Genomic DNA, 14,295 nt, shown 5'->3' on the forward strand with positions numbered 1-14,295 from the left:
CACGCATCACCTGAACCTCATCGTTGCCGCCAGCCGCCGGCGCGACGCACGACCAGGAGAACACCGATGAACCCGACGATTCGTCATGCTTCCGCCGGCGCGGCCGAACCCGCCGCGCCAACCCGGCACCGCCTCGTGCTGCCGGCGCTGTGCATCGCGGTGCTGATCGCACAGATCGACACCGCGATCGTCAATCTCGCGACCGAACCGATCGGCACCGCGTTCGGCGCACGCGTCGGCGCGCTGCAATGGGTCATCGACGCGTACAACCTCGCGTATGCGGTGCTGCTGCTCACGGGCGGCCTCGTCGGCGACCTGTACGGCAGGCGCCGTGCGTTCGTGCTCGGCGCGGCCGTGCTGAGCGGCGCATCGATCGTGTGCGCGCTCGCGCCGACGCTCGGCGTGCTGATCGCGGGCCGCGCGCTTGCCGGTGCGGGCGCCGCGCTGCTGATTCCCGCTTCGCTCGCGATCGTCCGCGTGATCTGGCGCGACCCGGCCGAACGAGCGCGCGCGCTCGGCATCTGGGCCGCGTGCGGCGGCATCGCGATGATCGTCGGGCCGACGCTCGGTGGCGTGCTGATCCACGCGTTCGGCTGGCGCAGCATCTTCGCCGTCGTGATCCCGTTCGGCGCGGCCGCGATCGCGCTGGCCCGCGCCGTCGTGCCGGAATCGGCCGATCCGCAGGGCCGGCGCTTCGATCCGGCCGCGCAGGCGCTCGGCGCAATCGCGATCGGCTGCGTCGTATTCGCGACGATCGATGCGCGTCACGGCGCGCTGCGCGCGGCGCTGCTGGTCGCGACCGGCGTGGCTGCCATCGCGCTGTTCGTGCGGATCGAACGCCGCCTCGGTACAGCCGCGCTCGTGCCGCTCGACCTGTTCGCGAACCGCGCGTTCCGCGGAATGCTCGTCGGCAACGGCACGATGACGTTCGGCGGCTACGGGATGCTGTTCGTGCTGCCGCTCGCGTGGCAGAGCCACCACGTGCTCGACGCCACCGGCGCGGGCATCGCGCTGTTGCCGATGTCGGTGCCGTTCGCGCTCGTGTCGTTCGGCTCAGGCGCATTCGCGGCCCGCTTCGGCGGGCGCACGGCCGGCGCGGGCGGCGTCGCGCTGATGGGGCTCGGGCTCGCCGCGATCGGCATCGGCGCGGCAGGGTCGACCGATCCGCATGCGCCGATGCTCTGGTGGGCCGAAGCGGGGCTCGCGCTGACGGGCACCGGGCTCGGCCTCGCCGTCGGGTCGCTGGCCGCGACGGCGGTCGGCGCGGTCGAGGCCGCACGGGCGGGCACCGCTGCTTCGCTGATGAACGTCACACGGATGATCGGCGCCGTGTTCGGCGTGGCGATGCTGGGCGCGCTGTACGACGCGTGCGGCGGCGGCACGGTCGGGCTGCGGGTCGCGATGCTGGCCGGCAGCGCCGTGCAGCTCGCGGGCGCGGCGCTGGCGTGGCGCACGGCCGGCACCCGCGTGCCGGCCGGTGCGCGGAGGCCGATCGGATAAGATACGGCCGGCCATGCTCATTGGCCCCTGACCGAACCGACGGAGTGTTTTCAGTGATTCAACCGACCCAAGTATTCAAGGACAACCTCGCGCAACTGCCGGCCATCGACGGCGTCGCGCGCATCGATCTCGTCGGCGCGAACGGCGACGTGGTCGCGACCATCGAGAACCAGCCGGGCAAGCAAGGCTCGCTCGCGGTGTACCACTACCTGAAGCAGGCATTCGGCACGCTCGACGCGAAAGCCGCCGAGCACGGCCTCGCGGTGTTCGCCGAACATACGGCCGACGCACGCAACCGCCCGGGCGCGCATCCGAACGTCGATCGTCTGCTGGCCATCGTCGACGGCGGCGAAGCGCTGCGGATCGACGTCGTCGCGAAGGGCTGAGTCGCCAACGTCACGCAAGCGTGCAGCCGGACGGCTCGCGGCCGTGACACGCGGGAGAAAACCCGCGATCATCGCGCCCGTCCCCCTTTCTCCGGAGACAGCCCAAGTGTCCCGTTTCGTTGCGTTGCCGTTTGCCCGCCGTCTTGCTTCGATCGTGTCGATCGCAGCCGTTGCGTATGCCGCGCTCGGCGGCACGGCATCGGCCGATCCACTGCGGACGGCCTCCGACATCGCCGGTGCGTCGCTGGTGCCGCTAAGCGTACTGCCGCACTCGCCGGAGAATGGCTCGCTCGACTCGTTCTGCACGCAATATCGCGCAAAGACGACCACCGCGGCCGGCCGTGAAGTCGCGAAGCGCGACTGGATCGTGACGTCAGAAGCACCGCTCGGCCGCTACACGGTCGTCACGTTCGCGAGCGGATTCAGCGCCGGCACGAGCGCGATCTGCTTCGCGCGCAACGGCAACATCGGCGTGTTCGACGGCACGACGCTCGTCGCACTCGGCTACACGGCACGCAAGGCGGGCTGGCAGCTCGGCACGGCCGACCGGCTGGAAAACGGCGCGCTGCTGATCTGGGGCGGCGATGGCCCGGCACCGCCCGTCGGCGAGTTGCACGAAGAGAACGGCGGCCTGCGACTGACGCGGGTCGCGGCTGAAAGCACTTACTGCGAAGGCCGCGCGGTCGTGCCCAACGTGTACGGCAAGCCGCTCGACGTCGCGCGCCGGATCCTGATCGCGAAAGGCTGGCAACCGCTGCGCCCGCGCGAGAAGCCGGATGCGATGGACGGTGCGGCGACGCTCGCGAAACACGGCGTCATCGAAGCCGAAGCGTGTTCGGGCACCGGCATGGGCTATTGCGCGCTGCGCTACCGGAGCGCGGCCGGGGTGCTCGGCGTGACGACGGTCGGCGGCGAGCCGGACGAGCCGTCGAAGAACACCGTGATCGATTACCAGGTGGCCTGCCGCAAGCGTTGAGCGGTGCGACGATCGTTCACGCAAGGCGCAGCATTGGTGTGCGCCGTTGATGCAGTGTCGGGGACTATCGGTGTGCCTTGGTCCGCGCACATGAGTTGACGACCGGCCTCGCTTTCCGGCCGGACCATCGTCCGTTCGTTCGATTGACCGACCTCGCGCGTGCTCCTAAACTGACCTCCCTTTTACGCTGCATCCACGAAAGGGACTCCCATGATCGACCTCTCCACGCTCGCGCTGTTCTCCGGCGCGTGTCTCGCGCTGACCGCCACGCCGGGCCCCGACATGCTGTTGATCGCGTCCCGCAGCGTGAGCCAGGGCCGCCGCGCCGGCTTCGCGACACTCGCGGGCATCCAGGCCGGCACCTACTGCCACGCGCTGGCGGCCGCGCTCGGGCTGTCGCAGCTGTTCGTCGCGGTGCCGCTCGCCTATGACGTCGTGCGCTTCGCGGGCGCGGCCTATCTGCTGTATCTCGCGTGGAAGACGTTTCGTTCGGATGCGACCGCGCTGTCGCCCGTCGCGTCGCAGCGTCGCCACTCGACCGCGGCGATCTTCCGCCAGGGGCTGACGACGAACCTGCTGAACCCGAAGATGGCGCTGTTCGTGCTCGCCCTGTTTCCGCAATTCGTGCGGCCCGAACACGGTTCGATCGCCGTGCAGATTCTCGTGCTCGCGACGGTGCTGAACCTGATCGGCCTCATCGTGAACGGCGCGGTCATCCTGTCCGCGAGCCGGTTGAGCCAGCGGATCGGCGCGCGCCGCCGCCCGTCGAAGCTGCCGCAGTATCTGCTCGGGTCGGTGTTCGTGGGGCTGGCGGCGCGGTTGGCGGTGGCGGGGCGGCAATAGTCGTGAGCCTGTCGGTGAATCAAACGGGCGCAATCAAATTAATGAGGTTGGGTATGGGAACGTACGAGGATCTGCGCAAACGCGCACTGTCTGACCCCGAGTTGCGCGCTGAATACGAACGACTGAACAGCGAGGAATTTGCAGCGCTCGACGCAATGCTTGCTGCACGGCAAGCGGCCAGCGGCCAGCGTAGCGTCGACCGATATCGCGAAAGGCATGGAAACGAGCGAGCCCATTGTGGAGTAGTGCTGGCTCGCGTTCGTGGCGAGCCAGCGTGCGCGATCACCCGATGCGCCGCCCAAGCAGGCGTCCGCCGGTGACAAAAGATTCGTGACCGCGCTCGCTTGAGTCAGACGCTGTCCGGGTCGTCACCTTCGGACACGTTTTCAACGTGCTCTCGCGTGTCCGCCACCACTCGCAACGCCCCGCTCCCTAGCAAGCTCGCCGGCGTCACTGTGCGGCGGTGCCACGGAATCCGGCCGAAGTACCAGATCTTCCAGAAGCCGAGCGGATGGTCGGGATTCCGGCGCAGCAGCATGTCGAAGGTCTCGACGTCGCCGAGCACGATCCGCGTCGCATCGCGCACCACTTCGCGCACGAACCGCGAACAGAACTGCCGGCGCGACGCGAGATTGAACCCCGTGTCGTAGACCACGCCGATCCGGCGCATCGCCGCCTCCACGAGCCGGCGCCGCTGCACGGCATCGAGCGGTTGCTTCAGCCGCGCGATCACGCACGCGCCGCGATCGGAGCGCGCAAGAAACCGCGACATCGTCGTGACGCGCGACAGCGGAAACGTGCTCTCCGCGATCAGCGGTTCACCGCCGCGCTCGCCGACGACGATCCCGACGTGATTCGTCCATGAGCGCGTCGCGCTCGCCACTTCGAGAAATGGCCGCACGGTCACGCGGATGAAGACGATGTCGCCGACCTCCGGCTCGATCGGCAACGGCACGTCATGCGGATGAGAAGAACCAATGGAGAAGAGACGCCGCCTGCCCGCTTCGGGCGGGCGGATCATAAGCGGCCGGCAGCCGGTATCGACAACCATACGGACCTCGCGCGAGTGGAGATGGCGCGAGCATGTCAGCAGCAGCCTGGCTCCGCATCCGCTTCATGTGCGGGAGCGGGTATTCGCGCCGCCCGGTGACGGATTTCGATACCGGCGTGAAGCGGTGCGCAGGTGCCGACGCCTTCAGCGCGTCGCGCCCAGCGCCACGCGCAGCCGCTCCATCAACTCCGTGTAGTGCCGCAGCACGTCGTCCTTCGGCACGACATTCGCGGTCGCGAAGCGGTCCGACCACACCGGTTTCCATTCATACGAGCCGTGCACGCTGCGGTCGCCGTCTGGCGCCTGGATCAGCGAGCGGATCCGCGCATCGCGGCCCGGGCCCGTATGCATGTCGAACAGCGCATGGATGTACGTGTGATACGCGTCGTACACGTCGTCGTCGAACAGGTAACGGTAGATGTGGAACGTGCGGTCGAGGTCGCGCTTCGCGCGGATCACGTCGTCCGGCGAGATGTCCTTCCAGTAGCCGATCCACGTGTAGAAGCACAGCAACGCATTGAGCTGCGGCGCGACCGCGTCGTACAGCGCGAGCCGCTTTTCGATCAATCGCTGGTTGGTCCACTGCACGAGTTCGAGCCGCTTCAGGCGGCGCGCGACGAGCCAGCCAAGACACGCGACCGACAACGGCGTCAGCACGCCCAGCACAAGCTTGACGATTTCCAGCGAATTCCACGGCGTGTTGATTGGCTGCATGAATGGCCCGACAAGAAGAAACGCATCTGCATCAGCACACGACCCGGCGCGCAGCGCCGCCTGCCCGATCGCGTCGACATTGACCGTTAGTTGCTTGCGCATCGAACGTCGCGCAACCACTCAGGCAACCGGTTCGACGCGGCGTGATTCGTCAGTCTATCGAGCGATTGTCACCGAGCCGTGACCGTTCGTCGACCCGTCGTCGCGTAGCCATGCCCCGCGCGTCGCGCTAGGTCGGTAGCGCCGACGTGAGCTTGACCTTCTGCATCGGAATGTCGGTCTTCACGCTCAGCACGCCCGGAATGCGCGTGAGGTATTCCATCTGGAAGCGCCGGTAGTCGTCGATATCGGCCGCGACGACGCGCAGCAGGAAATCGCAATCGCCGGCCATCAGGTGGCACTCGACGACTTCCGGCATCTGCTGGACGGCCTCGGCGAAGCGGTTGACCGATTCCGCGTCCTGCCCCTTCAGCCACACGCGCGTGAAGATCGTCAGCCCCTTGCCGACTTTCGCGGGATTCAGCACGGCCACGTATTTCTCGATCACGCCGGCTTCCTCGAGGAGCCGCACGCGCCGCAGGCACGGCGACGGCGACAGGCCGACCTCGTGTGCGAGCTCCACGTTCTGCATGCGGCCGTCGCGCTGGAGCGCGCTCAGGATCCGGCGGTCGATGGCATCAAGTTTCATTGGCATTCGATTCCAAAAAATTCGCGTATCACGCGTTCAATGCCAAATTCTGAGAAAAATCTGGCCACAACGCAACCCGATTCGAGTCAAAAAAGCAGACAATTCCTTCCCCGAAGGAGGAGTAATGAGCAGTAGCGTTTCAACGTCGTCAGGGCTTCGCGACAAGCCCGCTTATGTCGCCGAGATGGGTCGCGGTTTGCGCGCGGCGCTGCCCGTCATGCTGGGTTTCGTGCCGTTCGCGCTCGTGCTGGGCGCGCAGGCCGCGCAAAAAGGGCTGAGCCTGTTCGAAGTGCCGATGATGACCGGCATGAACTTCGGCGGCGGCTCCGAATTCGCGGCGATCCATCTGTGGAGTTCGCCACCGCACATCGCGCTGATCGTCGCGATGTCGTTCCTCGTGAATTCGCGCCACATCCTGATGGGCGCTGCATTCGAGCCGTATATCCGCCGCCTGCCGCGCCGCCGCGCGTTCTTCGCACTGTTCTTCATGTGCGACGAAAGCTGGGCGATGTCGCTCGCCGACGCAAGGGCCCGCTCGGCCACGCACATCAGCGTGCCCTATTACGCGGGCATCTGCGTGGGGCTCTACCTGACGTGGATCTCGATGACCACGCTCGGCGCGGCGGTCGGCCCGACGATCGGCAACGTCGAGCAGTACGGCTTCGACATGGCGTTCACGGCCGTGTTTCTGGTGCTGCTGCGCGGGATGTGGAAAGGGATGCGCGCGAGCCGCCCGTGGTTCGTGAGCCTCGTCGTCGCGGCAGCCACGCACCTGGCCGTGCCCGGCGCGTGGTACGTCGCGGCCGGCGCCTGCGCGGGGCTGATCGCCGCGCTGCTGTGGGAGCCGCGCGATGCCTGATTTCCCGGATTTCAGCACGGTCGCGACGATCGTGCTGATGGCGTCGACCACGTATCTGTCGCGCATCCTCGGCTACGTGCTGTTGCGCAACCGCACGCTGAGCCCGCGGATGGCGTCGGTGATGGAGAACGTGCCCGGCTGCGTGCTGATCTCGGTGATCGCGCCGGCCTTCGTGTCGACGCGCCCGGCCGACCTGCTCGCGCTGGCCATTACGCTGATCGCGGCGACGCGCCTGTCGATCCTGCCGACCGTCATCGTCGGCGTCGTGTCGGCCGGCCTGCTGCGGCACCTGCTCGGCTGAGCGGTTCCGACCCGCCGCGCACGTCGCGGCACGAACACCGACCAACGGGCGCGCGATGCGCCCGTTTTCACATCCGCGCCCACCGCGCGACACGACGATTCTCACGCGGGAATGCTAGCCTTGTGGCTTGCGCCACGCTGCACTTCCCTCTCAATCCCCATCTCCGCGAGGATCGTCCCGATGCAAGAAACCCGCCCGCTGTTCGATCGTGTCCTGCTCACCAACGACGACGGAATCGACGCCCCCGGCCTTGACGTGCTCGAACAGGTCGCCACGCAACTGGCGCGCGAAGTGTGGATCGTCGCGCCGGCGGAAGACCAGAGCGGCACGTCGCATTCGCTGAGCCTGCACGAACCGCTGCGCGTGCATCGCAAGGGCGACCGCCGTTTCGCGGTGCGCGGCACGCCCGGCGATTGCGTCGCGATCGCGATCAGCCACCTGATGAAGGATGCACGGCCCGACATCGTGCTGTCCGGCGTGAATCGCGGCGGGAACCTCGGTACCGAAACGGTGTTTTCCGGCACGGTCGGTGCCGCGATGACGAGCATGCTGGTCGGCGTGCCGGCCATCGCGCTGAGCCAGGCGTTCACCGATCGCAACGCGGTGCCGTGGGACACGGCGCTCGCGCTCGCGCCGGACGTGATTCGCCGGCTCGTTGCGGCCGGCTGGGACAGCGACGCGTGCCTGAACGTGAATTTCCCGCCGCGGCCCGCGCAGGACGTGCGTGGCCTCAAGGTAACGAACCAGGGCGCCGGTACGCTGCAGGGTGTCGAGATCGTGTCGGGGCGCGACCCGCGCGACATCGAGTATCACTGGCTGAAGCTCGCCCGCGCGCCGCGCGACGACGATGCGGATTCGGAAACGGTTGCGTTGGGTGAAGGGTATGTCGCCGTCACGCCGCTGAAGTTCGAGCGCACGCACGATCAGGCGCTTGCACGGTTGCGGACGAGCCTCGGCTGATCCGCGCGGGTCGGCGAGGCAGCGGTCGCGGCGATTGCGCGTGGTACCTGCGCGCGGTTGCCCGGCTGCATCACGGCCTTACCGCATCACTGCCTTACCGTCTTACCGTCTTACCGTCTTACCGTCTTACCGTCTTACCGCTTTACCGCTTTACCGCTTTACCGCTTTACCGCTTTACCGCTTTACCGCTTTACCGCTTTACCGCTTTACCGCTTTACCGCCTTACCGCCTTACCGCCTTACCGCCTTACCGCCTTACCGCTTCACCACTTCACCACTTCACCACTTCACCACTTCACCGAACGACCGAGCCACCGCGTCACGTCAGGTTCATTCCCCCGTCGAGCATCACGATCTCGCCCGTCACGTAGTCGGACGCGACGAGCATCGCGACCGTCTGCGCGATGTCGTCCGGCGTCGCCGCGCGGCGCATCGGCGCGCGCTCGCGCCAGAGCTGCTGCGCGTCCGTCCAGTCGGCAGTCAGCGGCGTATCGACGAGCCCCGGCGCGACCGCATTGACGCGAATCGCCGGTGCAAGCGTGCGCGCGAGCAGCCGCGTCGTGTGATTGAGCGCGGCCTTCGCCGCCGCATACGGAATCGACGCGCCTTTCGGCCGCACGCCCGCATGCGAACTGACGTTCACCACGCACCCGGCCCGCCCATGCGACGCCGCCTCGCGCAATGCGGCTTCCGCCTCGGCGACGAGCCGGAACGGTGCGATCACGTTGATCTCATGCATCTCGCGCCACACCTCGGGCGTCGCCGCAGCAAGATCGTCGTGCGGAATCACGCGACTGACGCCCGCATTGTTGACGAGCACGTCGAGCCGCCCGTGCACGGCAACGGCTTCGCGGATCAGCCGCACGCGTTCGGCATCGTCGGCGAGGTCGGCCTGCACGTAGGCCGCACCGAGTTCGCGCGCCATCGCTCGCCCCACGTCGGCCGAGCTGCGCGAATGCAGGATGACCGCATAGCCGTCCGCCGCCAGGCGGCGCGCGATCGCCGCGCCGATCCCCGACGTCGAACCGGTGACGAGCGCAACCGGCCGATGCAGGCGCGACGCGCGCGGCTCGGCGACGGTTTCGGTTTCAGGTTCCGTTTCGGGAATCGGAGCGGAGATCGGCGGAAGCGGCGCGTCCATATCGGGGAACCCTGTCAGTGGCGTTCCCGCATCATAATCGCGACGACGCCCCCTGACGCGAACGTCACCGCCGCCACCACGAGGATCGCGGCGGCGAAGCCGAAGCGGTCGGCCATCAGGCCGGCCGACAGCGCGCCGATCGCATAGCCGAGATCGCGCCAGAACCGGTACACGCTCAGCGAGCGCGCCCGCCAGCCGGGCTCGGACGCATCGGACACGGCCGCGATCAGGCTCGGATAGACCATCGCGGTGCCGAGGCCGAGCAGCACGCTCGCGACGAGCCACCAGCGGAACTGCCCCGTCAGGGCGGTCAGCGCGAGCCCGCCCGCCTGCACCCACATCCCGGCGACGATCAGCCCCTTGCGCCCCCACCGGTCGCTCAGCGGCCCGGTGACGATCTGGCAACTGCCCCACACGACCGGATAGACGGCCTTCAGGATGCCGATCCGCTCGATGCCGAGCCCGAGCGTCGTGAAGAACAGCGGGAAGATGCCCCAGCTCATCCCGTCGTTGAGGTTGTTGATCATGCCGGCCTGCGACGCCGCGAACAGGTTGCGGTTGCGGAACGACGTCAGCATGAAGACTTCGCGGAACGACAGCGCTGGCGCGCCGGCCGGCTGGCCGCTTTCCAGCCGCACATGGTCACGCGTGTCGCGCACGACGAGGATCGACAGCAGCAGGCCCGCGATCGCATAGAACACGCCGAGATAGATCGGCGTCGGCCGCAGCCCGTAGCGGCTCGCGAGATAGCCGGTCGCGAACGCAGTCGCGCCCACCGCGAAATAGCCGGCGAATTCGTTCAGGCCGACCGCGAGGCCACGGCTCTTCGGGCCGACGAGGTCGACCTTCATGATCACCGTCATCGACCACGCGAACCCTTGGCTCAGCCCGAGCAGCACGTTCGCGGCGATCACCCATTCCCAGTTCGGCGCCGCGATGATCATGAACGGCACCGGCAGCCCGAGCAGCCAGCCGGCGATCAGCACGCGCTTGCGCCCCCACGTATCGGCGAGCTGGCCCGACACCAGGTTCGCGAACGCCTTGACCAGCCCGAAGCTGACGATGAACGACGTGATCAGCGCAGTCGACTCGAGATGAAACTGCTCGGCGCCGATCAGCGGCACGACGGTGCGCTCGATGCCGACCATCCCGCCGACGAACGCGTTGACCAGCACGAGCAACGCGAATTGCCGCCAGTTCTCGCGCAGGCCGAGCGCCACTGCGCGTCCGCCGCGCGTCATCGCTACGTTTGCCATCGCGCTAGCCCGCCGCGACGCGCGGGCAAGCCGCCCGATCGGCGACCGGACCGACCACCGCGCCGGTCGCCTTGCCGCCGCAACCGAACAGGGATGAAATGCCTCCCGTATCGGGATGCAGGAAGAGTCTGAGAATCATCGGATTGCCTCCATCCCGCGAACGCGGTAACATTCAATCAATTTGATGAATGATTAATCGAGGGGAGGCCACGTGTCAAGCACGGGACCCAAGCAAGCGATTTATGCAAGCCTCGCCGAGGTCGCGCAGGCAATCGGCCATCCGAACCGGCTCGAACTGCTGGAGCACCTCGCGCAGCGCGAGCGGTCGGTCGAGGCACTGACGGCGCTGTCGGGGATGACGTTCGCGAACACATCCCGGCACCTGCAGATCCTGCGGCGCGCGCGCCTCGTCGATACCGAGCGGCGCGGCAAGCACATCGTGTATCGCCTCGCCGGCGACAGCGAGGTTGTCGTGCTGATGAAGGCGCTCGGCCGCGTGGGCGAGCGCAATGTCGCCGAGGTCAACAAGGTGATGGGCGACTACTTCCACGCGCGCGATGCGCTGGAGCCCGTGTCGCGCGACGAACTGACCGCACGGCTCGCGGACGGCCTCGTCACGCTGCTGGACGTACGTCCGCGCGACGAATTCACGGAGGGCCACCTGCCGGGCGCGTTGAACATTCCGCTGTCCGAGCTCGATGCACGCGTGAGCGAATTGCCGGCCGGGACGGAGATCGTCGCCTACTGCCGCGGCCCGTACTGTGTGTTTGCGGTCGAAGCCGTCGCCGCATTGCGCGCGCGCGGCTTCAAGGCCGCACGGCTGGAAGACGGTTTTCCGGAGTGGAAGGCGGCCGGCTTCGCGGTCGAGACCGGCGCCGCTGGATGAAGGAACACAGCCCGCGTCGAAGCGGGCCGTTTGCCGATCGCTTACTTGCCGGCCAGTGCCAGCGACGGCGCGAGCGCGCTGTTCGGATCCTGCCCGTTCCAGGTGCTGACCCAGGCGTCGTTCGGCGTCGAACCCATCACGAAGTCGAGCGTGCCGCCGGCCTTCATCTCGTCGTACGTGATGTACGGCCGATGCAGCGGCGTGCCGTTCAGGCGCACCGACTGGACGTAGCGATTCACCGATGACGGTGCGCCGCCGCCGGCCGTATGCGCGGTCACCTTGAAGCGCCGCGTCGCGCCGAACTTCAGGCCCTTGCCGTCCCCGCCTCCCGATGCAACCGGAATGTCGATCGTCGCTTCCTCGAACAGCGGCGTGCCGAGGTAGAACACGCCGCCCACCGGATTCAGCGAATAGATGCCGAGCGCGGACAGCACGTACCACGCGGACAGCTGCCCGCAATCGTCGTTGCCGGGAATCGCCGAATCGCGCACGCGGCGCGGATCGGCCAGCGCGGCCTTCAGGCTGTCGCCGCTCAACAGCGCGCGATCGCCGGCCGTCAGCGTCAGCGAGTACATGTCGTCCATCACCGTGCGCACGCGATCCTGCGTCTTCGACGGCACGCCCGCGACGTCGTACAGGTACGGCAGGTGGTTCGCCGGCTCGTTGCCCGCGAAGAACTGGCCGCTGCGGCCGGTCAGGTCCGGAAAGCCCTGGTTGTAGAGGAAGGTCAGCGGGTTGGCCGGATCGAACGTACGATCGAGCTGCGCGATGAACTGGCTCTTGCCGCCGAGCAGCGCAACAAGGCCCGGGAAGTCGTGGAAGATGTTCCACGTATCGACCCACGAATTCGATTCGGAGAAGTCCGTCTTCTCCGCCGCCGTCGGGTCGAAGCCCGCCACCCAGTTGCCTTGCGAATCCTTCGGCTGCGAGAACTTCCAGCCGTTGTTCAGCACCGGGTTGAACACGTTCCGGTAGTTCTGGCTGCGTTGCAGATAGGGCCGGTAGTCGGCCGTGCTCTTGCCCGCCGCCTTGCCGACCGCGGCCGTCGCCCAGTCGTCGAACGAGTAATCCTGCGTCGTCGACACCGACGCGTTGTCGCCCGCGTACACGTAACCGCTCTGGCGGTACTGGTCGAAGCCGTGCGCGCTTGCGCTCTGCGTGGTCGTCAGCGCGGTCCAGATGTCGTCGATGCCCGCGCTCGTCAGGTGCTTCAGGTACGCATCCGCGATCAGCGGGATCGACGGGTGGCCGGCCATCGTGAAGGTTTCCGTCTGCGCGAGCGGCCACACCGGCAATTCGCCCTTGCCGTTCTGCTTGAATTGCGTGAGCAGCGACTTCACCCAGCCGTCGACGCGTTCGGGCTGCACCAGCGTCATCAGCGGCGACTCGGCGCGGAAGGTGTCCCACAGCGAGAACGTCGACGAATAGTCGAATCCCGGATTCGCATGCTTGCTCGTGGTCGGCGGTGTCGTCGTGCCGTCGTTGGTCGAATCGGTGCCGACGTAGCTGCCGTCCGCGTTGTTGTAGACGGTCGGCGCAAGCATCGTGCGGTACAGCGACGTGTAGAACATCGTGCGCTGGTCGGCGCTGCCGCCCTTGATCCGGATCCGGTCGAGCGCGGCGCTCCACACGCGTTCGGCCGCGCCGCGCACCTGATCGAACGACTTCGCGCCGACTTCCGCTGCGAGATTGGCCTGCGCATCCGCGATGCTCGACGGCGAGATGCCCACCTTCACCGTGACCGCGCCGCTGCTGTCGTTGCCGTCGGCGAACGTCAGGTAGGCCTTGAAGCCGTCGGCGCTGAACGCGACGTTCTTCGTATCGAACGGCTTCGAGAAACGCGCGACGAAGTACGTCGGCTTGTTGTTCGCCCAGTTGTTCGTGATCTCCCAGCCGGCGATCGTCTGCGCGTCGATGACCTGGATCTTGCCGCTCGCGGTCGAGCCGCCGATCGGGTTGTCGATGCTGACGATCATGCTGCGCTTCTGCGCGGCCGCGCTCGGGAAATACGTGTAGCGATGCACGCCCGCATGCGAGGTGGCCGTCATCTCCGCGAGGATCTTCGCGCCCTGCACGTTCCACGGCGTGTTGCCGCTGCCGACCGGCGCCATCTTCACGCGGTAGTAGCCGGGGCTCGCGGTTTCGTCGTCGTGGCTGAACGACGCGTTGTAGGTGATCGATGAATCGGCAGCGACTTTCGCCAGCGTCGCGGTGTCGACCGGCGCCAGCGTCGGCAGGAACCGCACTTCGCCGCCCGAGCCGATGCCGGTACCCGACAGGTGCGTATGCGTGAAGCCGGTGATGAGCGGATCGTCGTACTGGTAGCCCGACGTGCGATCCCAGTTCCACGGCAACGTGTGTGCGCCGCCGGTCGTGTCCGGCCCGAGCTGCACCATCCCGAACGGCACAGTCGCGCCCGGGTACACGTGGCCGTGACCGCGCACGCCGCTGCTCCAGTCCGCGTTGATGTCGAGATTCGCGGTGCCGATCATCGGGTCGACGCTGTGCAGCACCGATCGCTTGGCCGCGCCACTGTTTTCGCCTTGATCGTTCTGATCGCCCTGGTCGTTCTGGTTGCCTTGATCGTTCTGATTGCCCTGCGCGTTCGACATCTGCGCGAGCACGCTCGCATCCGTCGGCGACTGATCGCCCCCGCACCCCGACAGTACGGCAAGGCACCCGATACCCACCACATGACGTAGCTTCATCCGTTCGTCCCTCCCTCTCTCTGCGTC

At 67.4% G+C, this 14,295-nt stretch carries 15 protein-coding genes; 8 read left to right on the plus strand and 7 right to left on the minus strand.

Going from position 1 to position 14,295, the window contains the following annotated elements; translation table 11 throughout:
* Nucleotides 1–66 precede the first annotated feature (66 nt).
* From BCEP18194_RS37170 to BCEP18194_RS37185, 4 genes are all read left to right on the plus strand, one after another.
* Entirely contained in the window at nucleotides 67–1,500 is a 1,434-nt protein-coding gene (locus BCEP18194_RS37170; RefSeq protein WP_011356482.1) for an MFS transporter, read from the plus strand.
* Nucleotides 1,501–1,553: 53 nt separating this feature from the next.
* A complete protein-coding gene (locus BCEP18194_RS37175) occupies nucleotides 1,554–1,886 on the plus strand; it encodes a DUF2322 family protein (RefSeq protein ID WP_041493406.1) in 333 nt (110 codons plus the stop codon).
* A 106-nt stretch (nucleotides 1,887–1,992) separates the two neighbouring features.
* Complete coding sequence (locus BCEP18194_RS37180) at nucleotides 1,993–2,862, plus strand: hypothetical protein (RefSeq protein ID WP_011356484.1); 870 nt, start codon at nucleotides 1,993–1,995, stop codon at nucleotides 2,860–2,862.
* Nucleotides 2,863–3,072: 210 nt separating this feature from the next.
* Nucleotides 3,073–3,705: a LysE family translocator gene (locus tag BCEP18194_RS37185; RefSeq protein WP_011356485.1), complete on the plus strand. Its 633-nt coding sequence runs from the start codon at nucleotides 3,073–3,075 to the stop codon at nucleotides 3,703–3,705.
* Between the two features lie 349 nt (nucleotides 3,706–4,054).
* Here BCEP18194_RS37185 and BCEP18194_RS37190 read toward each other — a convergent pair whose 3' ends face one another.
* The 3 genes from BCEP18194_RS37190 to BCEP18194_RS37200 form a co-directional block, all read right to left on the minus strand.
* Nucleotides 4,055–4,756 (minus strand): YebB family permuted papain-like enzyme, encoded by a 702-nt coding sequence (locus BCEP18194_RS37190; RefSeq protein ID WP_011356487.1) that lies wholly within the window; start codon nucleotides 4,754–4,756, stop codon nucleotides 4,055–4,057.
* Between the two features lie 144 nt (nucleotides 4,757–4,900).
* A complete protein-coding gene (locus tag BCEP18194_RS37195; protein WP_041493684.1) occupies nucleotides 4,901–5,470 on the minus strand; it encodes a hypothetical protein in 570 nt (189 codons plus the stop codon).
* A gap of 229 nt (nucleotides 5,471–5,699) precedes the next feature.
* Nucleotides 5,700–6,158, minus strand: coding sequence for an Lrp/AsnC family transcriptional regulator (locus tag BCEP18194_RS37200; protein WP_006486309.1), 459 nt, complete (start codon nucleotides 6,156–6,158; stop codon nucleotides 5,700–5,702).
* 124 nt (nucleotides 6,159–6,282) lie between these two features.
* On the opposite strand from BCEP18194_RS37200, the gene BCEP18194_RS37205 reads away from it, so the two are divergent.
* The 3 genes from BCEP18194_RS37205 (at nucleotide 6,283) to surE (ending at nucleotide 8,278) form a co-directional block, all read left to right on the plus strand.
* Nucleotides 6,283–7,017 carry an AzlC family ABC transporter permease gene (locus tag BCEP18194_RS37205; protein WP_011356490.1) on the plus strand — a complete coding sequence of 245 codons (735 nt, stop codon included), beginning with the start codon at nucleotides 6,283–6,285 and terminating at the stop codon, nucleotides 7,015–7,017.
* The gene (locus BCEP18194_RS37210; protein WP_011356491.1) at nucleotides 7,010–7,318 is read left to right on the plus strand and encodes an AzlD family protein; all 309 of its coding nucleotides are present in this window, start codon (nucleotides 7,010–7,012) and stop codon (nucleotides 7,316–7,318) included. The genes BCEP18194_RS37205 and BCEP18194_RS37210 overlap by 8 nt, the downstream gene beginning before the upstream one ends.
* Before the next feature lie 180 nt (nucleotides 7,319–7,498).
* On the plus strand, nucleotides 7,499–8,278 hold the full coding sequence (gene surE, locus BCEP18194_RS37215; protein WP_011356492.1) for a 5'/3'-nucleotidase SurE: 780 nt from the start codon (nucleotides 7,499–7,501) through the stop codon (nucleotides 8,276–8,278).
* 318 nt (nucleotides 8,279–8,596) lie between these two features.
* Here the strand turns inward: surE and BCEP18194_RS37220 are convergent, their stop codons facing one another.
* From BCEP18194_RS37220 to BCEP18194_RS42340, 3 genes are read right to left on the minus strand one after another with little or no spacing between them, the layout of a single operon-like run.
* Entirely contained in the window at nucleotides 8,597–9,418 is an 822-nt protein-coding gene (locus BCEP18194_RS37220; protein WP_011356493.1) for an SDR family NAD(P)-dependent oxidoreductase, read from the minus strand.
* Nucleotides 9,419–9,432: 14 nt separating this feature from the next.
* Nucleotides 9,433–10,659 carry an MFS transporter gene (locus BCEP18194_RS37225; protein ID WP_085964664.1) on the minus strand — a complete coding sequence of 409 codons (1,227 nt, stop codon included), beginning with the start codon at nucleotides 10,657–10,659 and terminating at the stop codon, nucleotides 9,433–9,435.
* 19 nt (nucleotides 10,660–10,678) lie between these two features.
* Entirely contained in the window at nucleotides 10,679–10,813 is a 135-nt protein-coding gene (locus tag BCEP18194_RS42340; RefSeq protein WP_279626947.1) for a hypothetical protein, read from the minus strand.
* A gap of 72 nt (nucleotides 10,814–10,885) precedes the next feature.
* Between BCEP18194_RS42340 and BCEP18194_RS37230 the strand changes: the two genes are divergently transcribed.
* Complete coding sequence (locus tag BCEP18194_RS37230; protein ID WP_011356495.1) at nucleotides 10,886–11,560, plus strand: ArsR/SmtB family transcription factor; 675 nt, start codon at nucleotides 10,886–10,888, stop codon at nucleotides 11,558–11,560.
* A gap of 41 nt (nucleotides 11,561–11,601) precedes the next feature.
* On the opposite strand, the gene BCEP18194_RS37235 is transcribed toward BCEP18194_RS37230, so the two are convergent.
* Nucleotides 11,602–14,268 (minus strand): GH92 family glycosyl hydrolase, encoded by a 2,667-nt coding sequence (locus tag BCEP18194_RS37235; RefSeq protein ID WP_011356496.1) that lies wholly within the window; start codon nucleotides 14,266–14,268, stop codon nucleotides 11,602–11,604.
* Between the last annotated feature and the right edge of the window lie 27 nt (nucleotides 14,269–14,295).

This window comes from Burkholderia lata, from assembly GCF_000012945.1.
Classification (GTDB): domain Bacteria; phylum Pseudomonadota; class Gammaproteobacteria; order Burkholderiales; family Burkholderiaceae; genus Burkholderia; species Burkholderia lata.